Source organism: Pseudaeromonas paramecii (assembly GCF_039540575.1).
In the GTDB taxonomy this organism is placed as follows: domain Bacteria; phylum Pseudomonadota; class Gammaproteobacteria; order Enterobacterales; family Aeromonadaceae; genus Pseudaeromonas; species Pseudaeromonas paramecii.
Window position 1 is genome coordinate 139,354 of record NZ_BAABFC010000010.1, and the last position, 19,981, is coordinate 159,334.

General features: G+C 61.0%; 17 protein-coding genes. 10 read left to right on the top strand and 7 right to left on the bottom strand.

Features of this window, described 5'->3' with window-relative positions; translation table 11 throughout:
• Positions 1-247 precede the first annotated feature (247 nt).
• The 4 genes from malQ to msrB all read left to right on the top strand — a co-directional run bounded on the left by malQ (position 248) and on the right by msrB (position 7,283).
• Positions 248-2,443, top strand: a complete 2,196-nt coding sequence (gene malQ / locus ABD847_RS07895; RefSeq protein ID WP_345011722.1) for a 4-alpha-glucanotransferase — start codon at positions 248-250, stop codon at positions 2,441-2,443.
• Between the two features lie 84 nt (positions 2,444-2,527).
• Positions 2,528-4,708 carry a 1,4-alpha-glucan branching protein GlgB gene (gene glgB / locus ABD847_RS07900; protein ID WP_345011724.1) on the top strand — a complete coding sequence of 727 codons (2,181 nt, stop codon included), beginning with the start codon at positions 2,528-2,530 and terminating at the stop codon, positions 4,706-4,708.
• A 3-nt stretch (positions 4,709-4,711) separates the two neighbouring features.
• Positions 4,712-6,814 (top strand): glycogen debranching protein GlgX, encoded by a 2,103-nt coding sequence (glgX, locus tag ABD847_RS07905; protein ID WP_345011726.1) that lies wholly within the window; start codon positions 4,712-4,714, stop codon positions 6,812-6,814.
• Positions 6,815-6,878: 64 nt separating this feature from the next.
• Positions 6,879-7,283, top strand: coding sequence for a peptide-methionine (R)-S-oxide reductase MsrB (gene msrB, locus ABD847_RS07910; RefSeq protein ID WP_345011728.1), 405 nt, complete (start codon positions 6,879-6,881; stop codon positions 7,281-7,283).
• Between the two features lie 95 nt (positions 7,284-7,378).
• Here the strand turns inward: msrB and ABD847_RS07915 are convergent, their stop codons facing one another.
• From ABD847_RS07915 to ABD847_RS07930, 4 genes are all read right to left on the bottom strand, one after another.
• On the bottom strand, positions 7,379-8,164 hold the full coding sequence (locus ABD847_RS07915; RefSeq protein WP_345011730.1) for a DUF2989 domain-containing protein: 786 nt from the start codon (positions 8,162-8,164) through the stop codon (positions 7,379-7,381).
• Positions 8,165-8,249: 85 nt separating this feature from the next.
• Positions 8,250-9,263, bottom strand: a complete 1,014-nt coding sequence (gene ansA / locus ABD847_RS07920) for an asparaginase (RefSeq protein ID WP_345011732.1) — start codon at positions 9,261-9,263, stop codon at positions 8,250-8,252.
• 17 nt (positions 9,264-9,280) lie between these two features.
• Positions 9,281-11,113, bottom strand: coding sequence for a signal peptide peptidase SppA (gene sppA / locus ABD847_RS07925; protein WP_345011734.1), 1,833 nt, complete (start codon positions 11,111-11,113; stop codon positions 9,281-9,283).
• A 79-nt stretch (positions 11,114-11,192) separates the two neighbouring features.
• The gene (locus ABD847_RS07930; RefSeq protein ID WP_345011736.1) at positions 11,193-11,342 is read right to left on the bottom strand and encodes a hypothetical protein; all 150 of its coding nucleotides are present in this window, start codon (positions 11,340-11,342) and stop codon (positions 11,193-11,195) included.
• An 83-nt stretch (positions 11,343-11,425) separates the two neighbouring features.
• Between ABD847_RS07930 and ABD847_RS07935 the strand changes: the two genes are divergently transcribed.
• The gene (locus ABD847_RS07935; RefSeq protein ID WP_345011738.1) at positions 11,426-11,977 is read left to right on the top strand and encodes an NAD(P)H nitroreductase; all 552 of its coding nucleotides are present in this window, start codon (positions 11,426-11,428) and stop codon (positions 11,975-11,977) included.
• Between the two features lie 68 nt (positions 11,978-12,045).
• Here the strand turns inward: ABD847_RS07935 and asnS are convergent, their stop codons facing one another.
• The gene (asnS, locus tag ABD847_RS07940) at positions 12,046-13,446 is read right to left on the bottom strand and encodes an asparagine--tRNA ligase (RefSeq protein WP_345011740.1); all 1,401 of its coding nucleotides are present in this window, start codon (positions 13,444-13,446) and stop codon (positions 12,046-12,048) included.
• A gap of 173 nt (positions 13,447-13,619) precedes the next feature.
• On the opposite strand from asnS, the gene ABD847_RS07945 reads away from it, so the two are divergent.
• Positions 13,620-13,991: a hypothetical protein gene (locus ABD847_RS07945; RefSeq protein ID WP_345011742.1), complete on the top strand. Its 372-nt coding sequence runs from the start codon at positions 13,620-13,622 to the stop codon at positions 13,989-13,991.
• Here the strand turns inward: ABD847_RS07945 and ABD847_RS07950 are convergent.
• Together ABD847_RS07950 and bioA are read right to left on the bottom strand one after the other, a co-directional pair.
• On the bottom strand, positions 13,964-14,728 hold the full coding sequence (locus tag ABD847_RS07950; protein ID WP_345011744.1) for a HAMP domain-containing protein: 765 nt from the start codon (positions 14,726-14,728) through the stop codon (positions 13,964-13,966). The two genes, ABD847_RS07945 and ABD847_RS07950, sit on opposite strands and share 28 nt — an antisense overlap.
• Positions 14,729-14,845: 117 nt before the next feature.
• On the bottom strand, positions 14,846-16,114 hold the full coding sequence (gene bioA, locus ABD847_RS07955) for an adenosylmethionine--8-amino-7-oxononanoate transaminase (protein ID WP_345011746.1): 1,269 nt from the start codon (positions 16,112-16,114) through the stop codon (positions 14,846-14,848).
• 97 nt (positions 16,115-16,211) lie between these two features.
• Here bioA and bioB point away from each other — a divergent pair, with 97 nt between their 5' ends.
• Genes bioB through bioD form a run of 4 tightly spaced genes read left to right on the top strand, consistent with a single transcriptional unit; the run spans position 16,212 to position 19,876 of the window.
• Positions 16,212-17,288: a biotin synthase BioB gene (gene bioB / locus ABD847_RS07960; protein WP_345011748.1), complete on the top strand. Its 1,077-nt coding sequence runs from the start codon at positions 16,212-16,214 to the stop codon at positions 17,286-17,288.
• Positions 17,278-18,423, top strand: coding sequence for an 8-amino-7-oxononanoate synthase (gene bioF / locus ABD847_RS07965; protein ID WP_345011750.1), 1,146 nt, complete (start codon positions 17,278-17,280; stop codon positions 18,421-18,423). Before bioB ends, bioF begins: the two co-directional genes overlap by 11 nt.
• The gene (bioC, locus tag ABD847_RS07970) at positions 18,420-19,196 is read left to right on the top strand and encodes a malonyl-ACP O-methyltransferase BioC (protein ID WP_345011752.1); all 777 of its coding nucleotides are present in this window, start codon (positions 18,420-18,422) and stop codon (positions 19,194-19,196) included. The genes bioF and bioC overlap by 4 nt, the downstream gene beginning before the upstream one ends.
• Positions 19,193-19,876, top strand: coding sequence for a dethiobiotin synthase (gene bioD, locus ABD847_RS07975; RefSeq protein ID WP_345011754.1), 684 nt, complete (start codon positions 19,193-19,195; stop codon positions 19,874-19,876). The genes bioC and bioD overlap by 4 nt, the downstream gene beginning before the upstream one ends.
• The last annotated feature ends 105 nt before the right edge of the window (positions 19,877-19,981 follow it).

Sequence of the window (19,981 nt, forward strand, 5' to 3'; positions counted from 1 at the left end):
TCACAAAATGGCAACTTTCGGCACGTGTTGGTCATATGCTGACCAAGTCCCTGTTTTCGGCTTGTCGCGAGTGTCTTGACCGTCACATTCAGCGGCCCTTGGCTATGGGATAATCCCGCGCCGAGGCGTATCCTCTTATGTCGCTATATCCCGGGGACACGGGATAAGCGCTGGTTTGAAATAATAGAACAACACCGCTCTGCCCTAAAACCTAGAGATTGCTTTAAGTACAGCGGGAACGACAACTATGACAACTTTGATCGAACAGTTGGCCAGTGCGAAGGGTATTGCCAACGAATATGTAGATGCCTGGGGCAATCCAGCCCAGGTCACTTTGGACAGCAAGGCGGCCATGCTGGGCGCCATGGGCTATCGGGTTGATGACGAGGTGGCTCTGGCTGTCCAGTTGCAGGCCGAGCAAGCGGCTCACTGGCAACAACCTGTAGACCCGGTTTGTGTCATTCGCAGCCATGAGGTTTTGAGCGTAGAGATTCGTCTCCCCATCGAGCAGGTTAATGACGAGTTCACCTGGGTCGTCAAGACCGAAGAGGGCGTCGAGTTCAAGGGCAGCCTGGTTCCGGTAAACGGCGAGATGGTGGGCGTGGCGCACCTGGACGAGAAGGAGTATCAGGCTTATCGCGTCAAGCTGGATGCCGAGTTCCCTTTGGGCTATCACGAGCTGGTGCTGAAGAAGAAAGGCGCTCGTACCGTTGCTGGCCAGATGCGTGTCATCGTGGCTCCGCAAGCCTGCTTCAAACCCTCGGCCATCGCGAATGGTCAGAAGATCTGGGGGCCTAGCGTTCAACTCTATTGTGTTCGCAGTCGTCGTAACTGGGGTGTGGGTGATTTCAGCGATCTGGGTCTGCTGGTGGAGAAGATTGCCCAATGGGGTGGCCACTTTGTTGGTCTGAACCCGATCCACGCCCTGTATCCGGCCAACCCAGAAAGTGCGAGTCCCTATAGCCCCTCATCCCGTCGTTGGCTGAACGTCATCTACATTGATGTGGAAGCTACTCCCGAATTTGCGCAGAACGAGGCAGTGCGTGCCGAGGTGGCCTCTGCTGGCTTCCAGGCCAAGTTGCAGGAGCTGCGTGCCAAAGAGTGGGTGGACTATACCGGTGTCACCCAGCTGAAGCTGGAAGTGCTGCGTAAGCTGTTTGATGGCGCCAAACTGGCCAAGAACACCAACCGGGGCAAGGCCTTTGCCGCCTTTGTCGACAAGGGTGGCGACAGCCTCAAGCAGCAGGCCATCTACGATGCGCTGCAAGCCTACCTGTATGGTCAAGGGCAAAACGCCTGGGGTTGGCCCGCCTGGCCGGAAGAGTACCGCGAGTATCACAAGCCGGCCGTGGCTAATTGGGCGGCCGAGCATGATGCAGATGTGCGCTTCTACATGTATCTGCAGTTCCTGGCGGACGAGCAACTGGCCGTTGCCGATCAGCGCGCCAAGAATGCCGGTATGGTCATGGGCATTTATCGCGATCTGGCGGTGGGGGTGTCCGAGGGCTCTACCGAGATTTGGGCCAACAGCGAGCTGTATTGTCCCAAGGCCAGTGTCGGGGCGCCGCCGGATGTGTTGGGTCCGCTGGGGCAAAACTGGGGTCTGCCGCCGATGGATCCCAACAAGCTGTTGCAAGCCCAGTATCAGCCCATGATCGATCTGTTCCGCTCCAACATGCGTTCCTGTGGTTCCTTGCGGATCGACCACGCCATGGCGTTGTTGCGCCTGTGGTGGGTTCCGCCAGGAGCCTCTGCCGCCAAGGGTGCCTACATCTACTACAACGTGAATGACCTGCTGGGCATTCTGGCGTTGGAATCCGTGCGTAACCAGTGTCTCATCATAGGTGAAGACCTGGGGACTGTGCCGGATGGCATGGATGTACTGCTCAAGGAGAACGGTGTGCACTCATACCGTATCTTCTTCTTCGAGCGCTCCAAGACCGACGGTGGCTTCATCTCCCCGGCTCACTACCCCGAGCAGGCCATGGCGGCACTGACCACCCATGACATGCCAACCCTCAAGGGCTTCTGGCATTGTGATGATCTGACCCTGGGTCGGGAGCTGGGTCTGTATCCGGATGAACAGGTACTGCAAGGTTTGTTTGGTGACCGGCATGCCGCCAAGCAACGCATTCTGGACAGCCTGCATGGTCACGGGGTGATCCCGGGTTCTGTGGGGCATAATGTGGATTGGGTTGGCATGAATACCGAGTTGAATCACGGCATGCAGATTCATATGTGCCTTGGTAACTGTGCCCTGTTCAGCACCCAGTTGGAAGACTGGTTGGAGATGGACAAGCCGGTGAACGTACCGGGTACCACCACAGAGTACCCCAACTGGCGGCGCAAGCTGACTCGGGATCTGGAGGATATCTTCAGCGACCCGGCGCTGGCTCACCTGGCCCATCGGATGAGTGAAGCCCGTAACAAAGCCAGTCAGTGATTTGTGTTATTGATAATAAATAACTAACCACGAGACCGGCCTGGCGTGAGTCGGGCCGGTCTCGGCTTTTACAAGGGTAATGGCATGCTTGTTAAAGAATTGACCAAGGCCAGTTGTGGACGGCCATTTGAGCATCTGGGATGGGTGGCGGGTGCCACAGGCGAATTGCTGTTGCGGGTCTGGTTGCCGGATGCGGTGGCCGTAGAGGTACAGCCCTTCGACTCCGCCATGGCTTCTGTGCCCATGACCTGTGTCGATAAGGCTGGCCTGTTTGAGGCGAGCTTTTCGCAGCAGAGCTCGGCATTTCACTATCGCCTGGCGGTGCAGTACGCCAAGGCTGAACAGACGCTGATAGACCCTTATCAGTTCCGTGATGAGGCCTATGCGGGCCTGGCGGAGATGACCCATCAGGCTGCCAATCTTTATCGCACCCTGGGCGCGCAATTGGTGGAGTTACAGGTCGATGGCGTGATGGTGAGCGGCGTGCGTTTTGCCGTCTATGCCCCCAGTGCCAAGGCCGTCAGCCTGATCGGTGATTTTAACCATTGGGATGGTCGGCGCCATCCGATGCAGCGCAGTCTGTGTGGTCACTGGGTGCTGTTTGTGCCGGGCTTGCAGGCTGGGGACAAATACAAATATGAGCTCAAGGATCCGTTGGGCAACACCTTGCCTCACAAAGCGGATCCGGTGGGCTTCTATGCCGATCAGTACCCCTCCTTTGCCTCCGTGGTGTTCGATCATGGTCAGTACCAGTGGCAGGATGCGGCCTGGCAGGCCAGCCAGCTCAATGACAAGCTGGAGCAACCCATCTCCATCTATGAGCTGCATTTTGGCTCCTGGAAGCGGCACGATGACGGTACGCACTTGAGCTACCGCGAGATGGCCGAGAGCCTGATCCCCTACATCAAGGACATGGGCTACACCCATATCGAGCTGATGCCGGTCTCCGAGCATCCCTTCTCCGGTTCCTGGGGTTACCAGCCGGTGGGCATGTTTGCCGCCACCAGCCGCTTCGGCTCGCCGGATGACTTCAAGTATTTCGTCGATCAGTGCCACCTGGCGGGGATAGGCGTGATCCTGGACTGGGTGCCGGCGCACTTCCCGTCCGACTCCCATGGTCTGGCCCGTTTCGACGGTACGCCCTTGTACGAGTACGAGGATCCGCGCCGCGGCTGGCATCCGGATTGGAATTCCTACATCTACGACTTTGGCCGGGACAACGTGCGCCAGTTCCTGGTGGCCAGTGCCCTGTACTGGCTGGATCACTTCCACATTGATGGCCTGCGGGTGGATGCGGTGGCCTCCATGCTCTATTGGGATTACTCCCGTGAGGATGGCGAGTGGGTGCCGAACATCTACGGCGGCAATCACAACCTGGAAGCCATCAGCCTGCTGCGCTGGTTCAACGAGGAGGTGTACAAGCACTATCCCCACGCCATGACCATTGCCGAAGAGTCCACCGCCTTTGCCGGGGTCTCCCGGCCCACCTTCACCGGCGGCCTGGGGTTTGGTTTCAAGTGGAACATGGGCTGGATGCATGACACCCTCCAGTACATGAAAGAGGATCCCATCCACCGCAAGTACCATCACAACGAGATGACCTTCTCCATGGTGTATCACTATGACGAGAACTTCATTCTCTCCCTGTCCCACGACGAGGTGGTACACGGCAAGCATTCCATGCTGTACAAGATGCCGGGGGACGAGTGGCAGCAGGCGGCCAACTTGCGGGCCTACATGGGCTTCATGTACGCCCATCCCGGCAAGAAGCTCAACTTCATGGGCACCGAGTTTGCCCAGTCCTCCGAATGGAATCACGACGCCCAACTGAACTGGTGGCTGCTGGAGTTTGGCAAGCATGCCGGCCAGCGCGCCCTGATCCGGGACCTGAACCATCTCTATCGCCAGGAGCCGGCCTTGTATGAGGCGGACTATCAGCGAGGCGGCTTCACCTGGCTGGATCATGGCGACAGTGCCAACAGCATCTTCCCCATGTTGCGTCGCAACAAGGCGGGAGATGAGTTCATGCTGGTGGTGTGCAACATGACGCCGGTACCGCGGACGGATTACCGGCTGGGGGTCCCCCAAACCGGCCAGTACCAAGTGGTGCTCAACACCGACAGCGAGTACTACTGGGGCAGCAATGTGGACCTGGGAGGCCTGCAATTTACGGCTCAGGAAGACGCCATGCATGGACAACCCTGCAGCATAGTGCTTAATCTACCACCGTTGGCCACAGTGTTTATCAAACGGATTGGGGATTGATGCATGAACGAACCGTTCACGCTGAAACCAGGATCTGAGGCCCCACTAGGGGCCTCTCTTGATCCTAAGGGATGCAATTTCGCCGTCTGGGCGCCGGAGGCGTCGGCCGTGATCCTCTGCCTGTTCGATCAGGCAGAGCAGGAGCTGGCACGCTTCAGTCTCAAGGAGCGCAAGGGACCCTATTGGTTTGGCTATGTGGAAGGAGTCAAGGCGGGACAGGCTTATGGCTATCGCGTCAAGGGGCCGACGGCGGCACTGCCCGGTGGCCTGTTTGACGAGCACAAGCTGTTGCTGGATCCTTACGCCAAGGCCCTTTCTCGCCCCCTCGTCTGGGATGCCAAGGCCTATGAGGGGGACAGCGCCGCCATGATGAGCAAATCACTGGTGGTGGATGACGCCGCCTTCGACTGGCAGGGCAGCGCAAAACCCAGACACAGCGATTGTCAAACCATCCTCTATGAGGCCCACGTCAAGGGCTTTACCCAACTGCATCCCGAGGTGCCGGAGGCCTGGCGCGGCAAGTACCTGGGATTCTGTCATCCTGCGGTGATCCGGCATCTGCAAAAGCTGGGGATCACCACGGTGCAGTTGATGCCGGTGGCCAGCTTCATGAGCGAACCGCGGCTTAAGGATCTTGGGCTGACCAATTACTGGGGCTATAACCCCGTCTGCTTCATGGCGCCGGATCCCCGTTACGCCGTGATGGATGGGGTGCAGGAGTTCAAGACTCTGGTGCGCGAGCTGCACAAGGCCGGCATCGAGGTGATCCTGGATGTGGTGTACAACCACACCGCCGAAGGCGGATTTGGCGGACCGCTGCTCTGCTACAAGGGGTTCGACAATCGCAACTACTACATGTTCGAAAGTGGTGCCCATGGCCCGGATTACGAACGCCACGTCAATGTCACCGGTTGTGGCAACAGCTTCAATGTGGATCATCCCAACGTCCTGCGGCTGGTGATGGACAGCCTGCGCTATTGGGTTGAGCTGATGCAGGTGGATGGCTTTCGCTTCGATCTGGCGGTGACGGTGGCGCGGGAAGGCAACGAATTTGACCCCTGGGGCGCCTTCTTCAAGGCCGTGCTGCAAGACCCTGTGCTGAGCCAGGTCAAGCTGGTGGCCGAACCCTGGGACATAGGCCCGTTCGGTTATCGCCTTGGCCAGTTTCCCAGCAGCTGGAAGGAGACCAACGACCGCTACCGGGATACGGTGCGCTCCTTCTGGCGGGGCGATACCGGCCGCATGGCTGACTTTGCCACCCGGCTGCTGGGCTCGCGGGATATTTTTCCCAAGTCCTATCGGGCCATCCACTCCAGTGTGAATTTCATTACCTATCATGACGGCTTTACCCTGGAGGATCTGGTTGCCTACAACCAGCGGCACAATCATGCCAATGCCGAAGACAACCGGGATGGCCATGGGCATAACCTCTCGGCCAACTACGGGATTGAGGGGCCCACGGCGGATCGGCGGATCAGCCACATGCGCCAGCAGCAAAAACGTAATCTGCTGGCCACCTTGCTGCTCTCCCAAGGTACCCCCCATCTGCTGGCGGGGGATGAACTGGGCCGCACCCAGATGGGCAACAACAACGCCTACTGTCAGGACAACCGCATCAGCTGGCTCAGCTGGGAGTTGCGGGAGGAAGACGAGCGGCTGATGGAATTTGTCCGTCAGATGATTGCCTTGCGGCGGAGTTCGTCGGTTTTCTCTGGTCTCAAGCTGATAGACGACCACTATTTCGGACTGCAGACCGAATCACACCATGTAGACTGGTACCACCCTGACGGTCGTTTGCTCACGGATGCGGACTGGAACACGCCCATCTCCCAAGTGTTTGTCATGGATATTGGCGATCTGAAGGGGGATGGCGAGCGCTGGGTGGCGCTGTTTAATGCCAGCGGTTACGACATTCACTTCCGCCTGCCGCCGCCCTGGGATGGCATGCAGTGGGAGCAGGTGGTGGATACGGCGGCCAGCGACGGTCTGCCCTTCCTGCCGGATGACATTTTGCGGCAGGTGGCACTGGGGCGGGCGCACTCCATCAAGTTGTTGCGTCAGGCGAGGGTGGCCGTGTCCACTGGAACGGCGACAAGTCCACAGTAACTGCGGGTTTTATTTTGCGCCGACTTTCATTAGGCTTGTTACATATGTGTTACAAGGAGCCAGAATGAAAGAGCAGTCGAAGGCAGCATGGCAGGCGCAGCTGACGCCGGAGCAGTACCATGTTTGCTGGGAAAAGGGTACCGAGCGCCCGTTTAGTGGGGCTCTGCTGCACAACCGTGCCATGGGCATCTATCACTGTGCCTGTTGTGATGCCGCCTTGTTTGACTCGGATGCCAAGTTCGATGCCGGCTGTGGCTGGCCTAGCTTCGATAAGGAGCGGCCGGGAGCCCTGGTCCGGCATCTGGATCGCTCCCACGGCATGGTGCGTACCGAGATCTGCTGTGCCCAGTGCGGTGCCCATCTCGGCCATGTGTTTGATGATGGCCCCACCCTGACGGGGTTGAGGTATTGCGTCAACAGTGTGGCCATGAGCTTTGAGGCACAGAGCCTGGAGTCCACCCAGCCATGATGGCGATGTTAGCGTGACGGGAGGGGCAAGGCCTCTCTGGCGAAAGAAAACGGCTCCTACTAAAGGAGCCGTTTTTATCTGCCGATGACACCACTTCAGCGGCTGGGCTGATATTTGCCCTCATGCAGCTGCTCCACGATCTGTTCGGCCTGCTTCTCCAACGCCTCTTTTTGTTGCTCGGTGAGTTGGATGTAGGGGCTCTTACCACCGCCCTTGTTGCCCTGTAGCTGATTGGTAACCAGGGCCCACAGATAGGCCTGAGGATAGGCCTGTTGTTTCATGTACAGGCTGGTGAGGGCGGTGGGGATCATGATATCCACCTCTTCCTCCGCCTGGTACAGACTCAGCGCATGGTGGAGTATCTGGATGGACTTGGTGGTGTCGATGGTTCGGTAGTGATTGGCCAGCGCCAGTTGCAGCTCTGGCTCCTCTAGCTGGGGGCTACCTTGACGTTTCAGGAAGGCCTCCTTGGCTTCCTGGCTGCCATTGTTGGTCCAATGCCACAACAGCAGATGAGGCTCGTGACTGTTGCGGGTTTGGACATCCAAGGACTCCAGCTGCCGGCGAGCAGCCACCATGCCTTCCACCCGATTGTTCTTGCGCTCCTTGCGCTCGGAATACTCGATGAGCGTTGTTTTCTCGATGCACACCAGATAGGTTTCGAGGGACTTCATCAGATGATAAAGGCCAATATCCGAGTTATCTTGCAGATGGTAGTAGCGATTGCGAATCACGTTACTGCGTTCCAGGCGGCAATAGCCATCATCATTAAGATCGGCACATAGCTCCGGATTCTTCTCGCAGATGCTGGCTATTCTGTCCTCATTGCAGCCGCCCAGCAGACCGACCATACAGCCCATGGCTATCCATATCTGTCGCAAACTTCTCTCTCCTGCCGAATTGTGTCGTCGTGTTTAGTATTGCCGCTTGCGGGACGCTTCACCATGCGTCAGGGCAAAACCCGGATTAAAGGGTCAATTCGCCGCGCAAATCTTGCTGCATGGCCGCCCGGATCTGGGCCGGGCTCAAGGGCTGGCTCAGCAGGAAATGCAGCTTGGCCAGGGCGGCCTCCAGGGTCATGTCAAACCCCGAAATGACGCCGGCTTCGGCCAGGGCGTTGCCGGTGGCATAGCCTTCCATGTTGACCCGTCCCCGCAGGCACTGGCTCAGGTTGATGATGATGACTCCGCGACTGGCCGCGTCTTTGAGCAGTTGCAGCATGGCCGGCTGCTGGGGGGCATTGCCCACTCCGAAGGTGAGCAGGATCAGGGCCTTGACCGGCTGCTGCAGCACGTTGGCGATCACCTGGGCCGAGATGCCGGGGTACAGGGTGATGACGCCTATGGGCTGCGGCTCGATGGGATGCAGGATCAGGGGCCTGCCGTGAGGCTCCCCAGGTTTACCCGCCACCAGTTGGATATGAATACCGGCGGTGAGCAGCGGAGGATAGTCCGGCGAGTCGAAGGCCTGGAAACCATCGGCGTGCACCTTGGTGCTGCGGTTACCGCGAAACAGCTGGTTGTTGAAGAACAGGCTCACCTCATGGATGGGGTGATGGGCCGCCAGGTAGAGGGCGTTGAGCAGGTTCTGCTGACCGTCGGATCTCAGCTGGGCCAGGGGGATCTGGGAGCCTGTGATGATCACCGGCTTGCTCAAGTCCTCCAGCATGAAGGAGAGGGCCGAGGCGGTGTAGGACATGGTGTCCGTGCCGTGCAGCACCACGAAGCCATCGTAGTCGTCATAGTGATCCCGGATGTCTTCGGCGATCCGCTGCCAGTCCGCCGGCGTCATGTCCGAGGAGTCGATGAGTGGCTGGTATTCGTGAATATGGTAAGCCGGCATCTCCGGGCGGTGAAATTCCGGCATCCGTGCCAGACAATCTTCCATGAACCCGGGCTGGGGGATGTAGCCATGATCTGAGTGCTGCATCCCTATGGTGCCGCCGGTGTAGGCAATGTAAATCTGCTTCTTGTTGGTCATGGTTATCTATTGGTCTGTCAGTTGGCGGTACAAAACTCACACAGGGCGTACTGTCCCATGGGGTCGTTGAGCTGAGTCAGGGGCGCCAGGCTCTGCCACCACTGGCTCACTAGCGGCATCAGGCTCTGGGGCACCAGGGACTGAGCGGCCTCATCAAACAGCTGACGCAGCAGGCGCTCCTTGGAGGAGAGCGGCGCCTGGATGGGCTGCAACTCGTAGTGGCTCAGCTCGGCCAGCTCGGCCGCACTGGATACGGCGGCGTGCAGATCCCCGAGTTCGTCCACCAGGCCGTTGGCCTTGGCATCTACGCCACTCCACACCCGTCCCTGGGCAATCTGATCCACCTCATCCGGCGTCAGGCCCCGGCCCTCGGCCACCAGGTTGATGAAGCGCTGGTAGGTGTTTTCCACATTCATCTGTACCAGTTGTTGTATGTGTTCCGGCAGGGGCCGCAGGGGCGAGAGGCCGGATTGATCCGTGGTGCCCAGACCATCGGTATGGACGCCCAGCTTGGCCAGGGCCTGATCAAAGGTGGCAAACATGCCGAACACGCCGATGGAGCCGGTCAGTGTGCTGGGCTCGGCATAGATCTTGTCGGCATTGGCAGCTATCCAGTAGCCGCCGGAGGCGGCGGTGCTACCCATGGAGACCACCAGGGGTTTACCCGCCTGTTTGAGGGCCAGCAACTCGGTACGGATCTGATTGGCGGCAAAGGCGCTGCCGCCGGGACTGTCGATGCGCAGCACCAGGGCCTTGATATTCTTGTCCTTGGTGGCCTGACGAATGAGGCGGGAGAGGCTCTCGCCGCCAATGCTGCCGTCCGGCTGTTCTCCGTTCAGGATGGTACCGCTGGCGACGATGAGGCCAATCTTGGGCTGGCCTGTATCGGCAAAGCGCGCTGGCAAGGTACGCAGATAATCCCGCAGGCTGGTGTGCTTGAAGCCAGGCTCATCCTGGCTGGCGCCGGCCCACTGCGCCACCAGTTGCACCATCTCGGTGTGGCTGGCCAGTTGATCCACCAGTCCCTGATCCAGGGCGTATTGGGCGGCATTGCCCTGGGCCGCCCGGAAGCGGGCCAGCAGCTGCCCCTTGTCCGGTGAGATGGCATCCGGGCGTATCTTGCGGGCCTTGGCCACATCGGCCACGTATTGCTGCCACAGTTGGCTCAGCCAGCGGCCGTTGGCTTCGCGGGCCTCCGGCGACATGTCATCCCGGGTGTAGGGCTCGACGAAGGATTTGTAGCGGCCGGTGCGGAAGATGTAGGGGGTGATGTTGAACTTGGCCAGGGCTTCCTTGAAGTAGAGTTCGTAGCGCTCCATGCCCTGGATCAGCACGCCCCCGGAAGGATTGAGTAATACCGTATCGGCGTGGGCCGCCAGCAGATATTGGCTCTGGCTGTAGAAGTCGCCCATGGCCACCACCGGCTTGCCCCCCTGGCGGAAGTCATCCAGGGCGGCGGTGAGCTGCTGCAGTTTTTCCAGCGAACTGGGCTGCAGATCCGACAGCTGCAGTACCACCCCCTTGATGGCTTCATCTGTCTTGGCCTTGGCCAGGGCATAGCGGATATCCTCCAGCACCAGCTCCCGGGGGCGGGAGTCATTGCTCATCAGATCGCTGAGCCACTGATTGTCGGCGAAGGGCGAACTGGCCTGCTCGACGAGCTGTCCCGCCAGATCCAGCACCAGGGCACCTTCGGGCACGGGGGGGGTGGGCTTTTCTTGTTGCAATGCCAGTATGACCAGCACCAGCACCAGCACAAAGGCGAGGTTAATCAGCAGAATTCGGGTGAAATTGAGCAGGCGCCAGGCGGTGCGCAGCAGCCATTTTATCGGGCGAAACAGGAATGACATCAGCAGCTTCCTTCACGAAACGAGCCTTGGCCCGCCATTATGGTCGCTGGGGGAGGGAATTACCATGCTTGCTGGCGGCTCAGGGCTTGGTGGGCGGCTCTTTGAGCCAGTTGCGCAACAAGGCCAGCAGACGGCCCGGTTGCTGCTGCCACAGCTGGTGCAGCTCACGGCGCCAGCGTTGGGTTTCCAGACGCCGGGCGGTCGGCAGGGAAGGGGGCTTGGTTTTCATGGTGCACCTGTAGTCAAAGTGGCGCGGGCCGATTAAGGTAGAGACCCGTTAAGGGATAACCTGTTGAGTATAGAGGTGGACGAATGGAAGGCCTGAGCCTGTTGTTGGAACGTCACTCCTGTGGTCGTCTGGTGGCCCCCGCACCCCAGGGCCAAGCCTTGGAGAATATCTTGCAGGCGGCGCTGGCGGTGCCGGATCACGGTGGTCTGCATCCCTGGCAGTTCATCCTCTGTGAAGGCGATGGCCGGTTGCGGCTGGGCCAGATATTGGCCGAGGCGGCCCAGCGGCGGGGCGAGGGGATTGAGGCGATAGACAAGTTGCGCCAGGCACCCCTGCGGGCCCCGCTGGTGGTGGTGGTGGTCAGCCGGGCGATTGTCCATCCCAAGGTGCCGGTGCTGGAGCAGCAACTCTCCGCCGGTTGTGCGGCCATGGCCATGCAGATGGCGGCCCAGGCCCAAGGGTTTGGCGGCATCTGGCGCTCCGGCTGGGTGATGTTTGATCCAGATGTGCACCAGGCGCTGGGCCTGGCCGACGGTGAGCAGATAGTGGGGTTTGTCTACCTGGGAACGCCGGAGGTTGCTGTGACGGGCCCGCGGCGAGCACTGGATAGCGCCAAGTTTGTCCGCTATCTGTGACGAGTCCGGATTGCCGGGTAGAAACAACAACGCCGCCCGAGGGCGGCGTTGTGCATTCGAGGTGTTGATTAGAACTCGGCGGTGCGCGGGGTGCGGGGGAAGGGGATCACGTCCCGCACGTTGCCCATGCCGGTGACGTAGACCACCAGCCGCTCGAAGCCCAGGCCGAAGCCGGCATGAGGCACGGTACCGTAGCGACGCAGATCCCGATACCACCAGTAATCTTCCTTGTTCAGATCCATCTCGGCCAGACGGGCATCCAGCACTTCCAGGCGCTCCTCACGCTGGGAGCCGCCGATGATCTCGCCGATGCCGGGGGCCAGCACGTCCATGGCGGCCACCGTCTTGCCGTCATCGTTCAAGCGCATGTAGAAGGCCTTGATGTCCTTGGGATAGTTCTTCACCACCACGGGAGCCTGGAAGTGCTCTTCAGCCAGGTAGCGCTCGTGTTCGGAGGAGAGATCGATACCCCATTCCACCGGGAATTCGAATTCACGGCCACAGGCCTTGAGGATCTCGATGGCATCTGTGTAGTCCACCTGGGCAAAGTCGGAGCTGACAAATTTTTCCAGCCGGTTGAGTACGTCCTTATCCACCCGCTCGGCGAAGAATTCCAGATCGTCCCGGCGTTCGGCCAGTACGGCATTGAAGACGTACTTGAGCATGTCTTCGGCCAGCTTGGCGTTGGCGGCCAGATCGGCGAAGGCCACTTCCGGCTCTACCATCCAGAATTCCGCCAGGTGGCGACTGGTGTTGGAATTTTCGGCACGGAACGTCGGACCGAAGGTATAGACCTTGGACAGGGCGCAGGCGTAGGTTTCGGCGTTCAGCTGCCCGGAGACGGTGAGGAAGGCCTCCTTGCCGAAGAAGTCCTGGCTGTAGTCCACCTTGCCGGCCTCGGTGCGGGGCAGGTTTTCCAGATCCAGGGTGGAGACGCGGAACATCTCGCCGGCCCCTTCACAGTCGGAGGCGGTGATGAGGGGGGTGGCCACCCAGCAGAAACCCTGCTCGTGGAAGAAGCGGTGGATGGCTTGGGCCAGGCAGTTGCGCACCCGGGTCACGGCGCCCATCAGGTTGGTGCGGGCGCGCAGGTGGGCCTGTTCGCGCAGGTATTCGATGGTGTGGCGCTTGGCGGCCATGGGGTAGGTGTCCGGATCTTCGACCCAGCCGATCACAGTCACCTGGCTGGCTTGCAGCTCAAAGGACTGGCCCTTGCCCTGGGAGGCCACCACTTCGCCGGTGACAGCCACGGAGCAGCCGGTGGTCAACCGCAGCACATCCTGTTCGTAATTCTCCAGGTGATTGGGCACCACGGCCTGGATGGGATCGAAACAGGAACCGTCGTGCACAGCCAGGAAGGAGATACCGGCCTTGGAGTCTCGACGGGTGCGGATCCAGCCTTGAACGGTCAGGCTGGTGCCGACGGCGTACTTGCCTTTGAGTACGTCGGCTACGGATGCTTGGGTCATCTGAACACTCTCTTTAACATTGTCATCTTGGCCAGGGGCCTTCCCGGCCTTCGGATCGCAACATCTTACCCGGGTGCAGGCAGGACTCAAGCAAAAGATGGGCCGCCGCCTTGCCGGTTTTCCCCTGCCGAGGCGAGACTTGTAACAGAGAACGTCATCAAAGGGAGAGAGTGATGGAGGAGCCCCCTTACCGTGAGCGGCGGCATCAGCCGGATGGCTGGCTGCGGTTGCTGTGGTGGTGCAGTGGCCTGGGCTGGCTGATCTTGTTGCTGGTGCTGCTGCTCTATCACCTGGGTCGGCCGCAGACCAATTTTGGCCTGTGGCGCTACTGGCAATTGCCCATCCGGCATGATTGGCTGGAACCCTGGTTGGGAGCACTGCCCTGGGGATTGGCCGGCTGCGTCCTCTTGAGCCTGTTGACCCTGGGACTGGGCCGTCGGCGGGCACGCCGGCAGGAGGATGTGGTGCTCTGGTACGACATGCTGTTGCTCATCATCGGCCTGGTGGGGCTTGCCGGCTATGGCGCCTTGTTCTGGTGGCCCTGATCGGCCGCCAGACGCCGCATCAGGTGATCCACACTTTCCCCCAGTCGCCCAATCTCGTCATCCTGACGTATGTGTACCTCTTGCCAGATCCCCAGATCGGCGGCGCGATCCAAGGTCTGCCGAATGCGTGACAGTGGGGTGACTATCTGCCGGCGCAGTATGTAGATGGCCAGCAGCAAGCCGGCCCCGAACAGCAGACTCAGCAACAGGGCCAGGGTCAGCACGTGTTGCTCCATCTTGTCCAGCTGCGTGTCCAACGAGTATTCCAGCCGCAGGGCCCCCAGCACCTGCCCCTCGGCCAGCGGACAGGCGGTACCGCACAGGCTGGCTGTGGCCAGGATGGGGCGGGTCATCACCAGCAGCGTCTTGCCATGGCGCTTTACCACCTGAGTGCTGGCCTCACCCGCCAGCGCGGTTCTGTCCAGACTGTCCTGAGCCCGCTCCCGGGGTTGTGATTCACCAGGCAGCGCCGGGGCACGCAGCACCCGCAACAGTTCCACCTGGGGCGGGACGGGCAGACGGCGATGCAGCAGATCGCGCAACGCCGGATTGCCGGTGAGCAGGGCCGGATCCATACCGTGGAGGTAGTGATCAAGCTGGTAGCCCATCTGGATTTGGCTGAGCTCCAGCAACAGGCTGCGCTCCCGCCAGGATTGCAGTGTCGTGGTGCCCAGCAGGACGGAGGAGAATATCAGCAGCAGAACAAAGCAGATCTTGCCGGTGATAGAGATGTGCATTTGAATCCAACTCGGTGGGGCGAAGGGGCTATTTTATGCGCGATAGTCCGCCAAGGCCACTGTCTTGCGACAGGACTGTGGCCTTGGCGGGCAGGCTGGCCCGCGCTGGCGGACGGCCTACCGTGTATCCAGCGCCACGCCGATGGCCCGGGTGAGCAAGCTCAGTTCGTCGGGTTGGATGATAAAGGGCGGCATCAGGTAGATGAGCCGGCCAAAGGGGCGGATCCAGACCCCTTGCGCTACTAAGCAGGCCTGCAGGCGGGCCTGATCCTGCGGCGTCTTGGTTTCCACCACGCCAATGGCCCCCAGCACCCGCACGGCGGCCACCTGGGGATGGTCGGTGTAGGCGGTCAGCTCCCGTTTTAGCTGGGCCTCTATGCTGGCGACCCGTTCCTGCCAGGGGGAGGCCAGCAGCAGATCCAGCGAGGCATTGGCCACGGCGCAGGCCAGGGGGTTGGCCATGAAGGTGGGGCCATGCATCAGTACCCCGGCTTCGCCGTCACAGATCTGCTGCATCACCGCCTGGGTGGTCAGGGTGGCGGAGAGGGTCAGGTAGCCGCCGGTCAGCGCCTTGCCCAGACAGAGGATGTCGGGGCGGATGCCGGCCCACTCGCAAGCGAACAGCTTGCCGGTGCGGCCAAAGCCGGTGGCGATCTCGTCGGCGATGAGCAGTATGCCGTATTCATCGCACAGGGCGCGGGCCTGGCGCAGGTACTCGGGATGATAAAAGCGCATGCCGCCGGCCCCCTGGACGATAGGTTCCAGGATCAGGGCGGCGATCTCGCTGTGCTGCTGGGCCAGCAGCTGGGTCAGCGGCATCATGGCGGCCTGGTCCCAGGGAGCATCGAAGGCCACCGGCGGGGCGGGGACAAAGTAATGCTCGGCCACGAAGCCCCGGTAGAGCCGGTGCATGCTGCCCTCGGGATCCGTCACGCTCATGGCACCGAAGGTGTCGCCATGGTAGCCCTGGCGCAGGGCCACGAAGCGCCGCCGAGGGGTGCCGCGGCTTTGCCAGTACTGCAGCGCCATCTTGAGGGCCACCTCCACTGCCACCGAGCCCGAGTCCGCCAGAAACACCCGATCCAGCCCATCCGGGGTTAGCGCCACCAGCTTGCGGCACAGCTCAATGGCAGGCTCATGGGTGATGCCACCGAACATCACATGGGCCATCTTGCCCAGCTGGTCGGTGGCGGCGGCGTTGAGCTCCGGCACGTTGTAGCCATGCAGGCAGGCCCACCAGGAGGACATGCCGTCCACAAGGGGGCGCCCGTCTTCCAGATACAGATGTACGCCCTCTGCCCGGGCTATGCCATAGGTGGGCAGGGGGTGGGTCAGGGAGGTGTAGGGATGCCAGATATGTTGGCGGTCAAAGGTATAATCGAGCATAAAATAATCGAACGTAAATCATCTTATTGGCCTAATGATTGACAGGATACCGGCTGGCCTTAGACTGGCCAAGTTCAACATCACAAGAGTCCTCATCATGTCATCTGCCATCCGCCATAACTGGTGCCGGGAGGAAGTCCAGGCCCTGTTTGCCTTACCCTTCAACGATCTGCTGTTTAGTGCCCAACAGGTACACCGTCAGCATTTCGATGCCAACGAGGTGCAGGTCAGCACCCTGCTGTCCATCAAGACGGGGGCCTGCCCGGAAGACTGCAAGTACTGCCCCCAAAGTGCCCGCTATCAGACCGGGCTGGAGGCGGAGCGGCTGCTGGAGGTGGAAAAGGTGCTGGAGCGGGCGCGGGAGGCCAAGGCGGCCGGCTCGTCACGCTTCTGCATGGGCGCCGCCTGGCGCAACCCCAAAGACAGGGACATGCCCTACCTGCTGCGCATGGTGGAAGAGGTCAAGGCCATGGGGCTGGAGACCTGCATGACCCTTGGCATGCTCACCGCCGATCAGGCTCAGCGACTGGCCCAGGCCGGACTGGATTACTACAACCACAACCTGGACACCTCGCCGGAATTTTACGGCGACATCATCACCACCCGTACCTACCAGGATCGACTGGATACCCTGAGCCATGTCCGTGAGGCGGGCATGAAGGTCTGCTCCGGCGGCATCATAGGCCTGGGGGAGAGTGCCGAGGACAGGGCCGGCCTGCTGGTGGCGCTGGCCAACCTGACCCCGCAGCCCGAAAGCGTGCCCATCAACATGCTGGTGAAGGTCAAGGGCACGCCGCTGGAGTCGGCGGACGAGGTGGATCCCTTCGACTTCATCCGCATCATCGCCGTGGCGCGCATCATGATGCCGGCCTCCCATGTGCGGCTGTCCGCCGGGCGGGAGAAGATGAACGATCAGATGCAGGCCCTGTGTTTCCTGGCCGGCGCCAACTCCATCTTCTACGGCTGCAAACTGCTCACCACCCCCAATGCCGATGAGCATGGCGACAAGCAGCTGTTCCGTCGCCTGGGGATCCGTCCCGAGGCCGCCCGCGGCAAGCAGCAGCCGGATCTGATGCAGGAACAGGCGTTGCGTGAAGCCCTGGTGACTGAGGCCGACGAGCCCCTGTTCTACGACGCCACCCAACCCAAGAAAACAGCTCAGCATGCCCTTTGATCTGTCGTCCGTCCTGGCCGCCAGGGAGGCGGCGGGGCTCAAACGCCAACGGATCTGTCTGGACTCGGGACAGGGCCGCGAGATTTGGGTGGAAGGGCAGGCCTACCTCAATTTCTCCGGCAATGACTATCTGGGGGCGGCCAGCCAACCCGAGATACTTCAAGCCTGGCGGGCTGGACTGGAGCGCTGGGGGGCCGGCTCCGGTGCCTCGCCCCTGGTGACGGGTTACAGCCAGCCCCATGCCCGGCTGGAGGCCCAGCTGTGCGACTGGCTGGGGGTGGAGGCGGCATTGCTGTTCTCCACCGGCTTTGCCGCCAATCAGGCGGTGTTGAAGGCCCTGTTGGGCAAGGAGCACCTGCAGTGGCAGGACAGGCTCAACCACGCCTCCTTGCAGGAGGCGGGGGCGGCCAGCCCTGCTCCCATGAAGCGCTTTGCCCATAACGACATGGCTCACCTGGCGCGTCTGCTGGCGCCCAAGCGCGGGCTCATCATCAGCGAAGGCGTGTTTAGCATGGATGGGGATCAGGCGCCCCTGAGCGAACTGGTGGCCCTGAGTCAGGCCAGCGGCAATTGGCTGATGATTGACGATGCCCATGGCCTGGGGGTGTTGGGGGCGGCTGGCCGTGGCACCCTGGCGGCCCAGGGCATGCGGGCGAACCAGGTGCAAATCTTGATGGGCACCTTCGGCAAGGCGCTGGGCTGTGCCGGGGCTTTCGTGGCGGGTTCCCGGGAGCTGGTGGACTACCTGGCCAACTTCGCTCGGGAATACGTCTACAGCACCCATCTGCCGCCGGCCCAGGCGGAGGCCATCTCTGCGGCCATCGCCTGGGTGCAGCAGGCCGATGGGGCGCGGGAGCAACTGCAGGCGCACATAGCGCTGTTCCGCCAAGGTGCGGCCCAGTTGGGGCTGAGACTGGGAGACTCCCAGACCGCCATCCAGCCGCTGCTGGTGGGGGAGAGCGAGGCGGCCCTGATCTTGGCCCAGCGGCTTAGGCAACGGGGTGTCTGGGTTACCGCCATTCGACCGCCGACCGTGCCGGCGGGTCAGGCCAGGCTGCGGTTGACCCTGACCGCGGCCCACAGGCCCGAGGACATAGCGCGACTGTTGTCAGCCCTGGCGGAGGCCACCGCATGAACAGTGCACCTAGCGTCGACAAACAGGCTCTGGCCCGTCGTTTCGGCCGGGCGTCGAGCCGGTATGACCGCCATGCCGGTCTGCAACAGGCGGTGGGGCGCAATCTGCTGACGCTGATCCCGCTGCAGAGTGTGGGAACCGCCTTGGATTTGGGATGTGGTACGGGTTTTTTTTTGCCAAACCTGCAACAGTTATCTCAACATCTATTGGCATTGGATCTCTCCGACGCCATGTTGCAACAAGCGCGGCAGCGGGCGTCGGTTTCCTGCCTGTGCGGCGATGCCGAGGCCTTGCCGCTACAATCAGCCTCGGTGGATCTGATCTTCTCCAGTCTGGCCATGCAGTGGGCCAGTTCACCGGCACGGCTGCTGAGGGAGCTGTATCGGGTGCTGCGGCCCGGCGGGCATCTGGTTTTTACCACCCTGCTGTCCGGCTCCCTCCGGGAGCTGGCGTCAGCCTGGGCTCAGGTGGATGAGGCCGTACATGTGAATGCCTACCCGGAAAGCCAGGTGTGGCAAGCGGCCGCCCGGCAGGCCGGCTTTGTGCCGGAGCATTGGCAACCACGCCGGCATGTCATGGAGTTTGCCGACTTGCCGGCCTTGCTGCAGAGCCTTAAGGGGATTGGTGCCAACCAGGTCAATGGGGCTCACCGTGTTGGCCTCGGTGGTCGTGAGAGGTTGATGCATTTGGATCTATCGTATGAGAGGATGCGCAACGGCCGTGGCCTGCTGCCTCTTACCTATGAAGTTTGTTATGGAGTGTTGCGTCGATGACCAAAACCTTCTTCGTCACCGGAACCGATACGGATGTGGGGAAGACCATCAGTTGTATGGCTCTGCTCCAGGCGGCGACTCAGCGCGGCCTGCGGACCGTCGGTTACAAGCCAGTGGCATCGGGTTGTGAGCTGATGGAGGAGGGACTGTGTAACCGTGATGTGGTGATGTTGCAGCGTGCCGCCAGCATCAAGCTGCCTTATGATCAGGTGGTGGGTTACGCCTTCGAACCGGCGGTGGCACCGCATATCGCGGCAGAAGCCTCCGGGGTGCCGATCCGTTTTGATGTGCTCTCCGATGGCCTGCGTCAGCTGAAGCAGACCGATGCCGATATCCTGTTTGTGGAGGGGGCCGGGGGCTGGCGGCTGCCGGTGGGGCATGGCCACTTCCTGTCCGACTGGGTCAAGTTCGAAGACATGCCGGTGATCCTGGTGGTGGGGGCTCGCATGGGTTGTCTCAACCACGCCATGCTCACCTACGAGGCCATCCGTCACGATCACCTCAATCTGGCCGGCTGGTGTATCAACCAGATCCACCAGGGCATGAGCCATTATCAGGAGAACCTGGATACCCTGCAGGCCCTGCTGCCGGCGCCCTTCTTGGGGGAGATCCCTTATCTGGCCCGGCCACACGAGTCGGATCTGGGCCAGTATCTGGATATCAGCCCCCTGCTGGATTGACCTCCGATAGTTCGGGAAAATGGCGCCTTAGGGCGCTGTTTTTCTTACAAATGATTAGCATGGTATTAACTTGATATTCTGCCCGCCGCCCATATGATGAGGTTG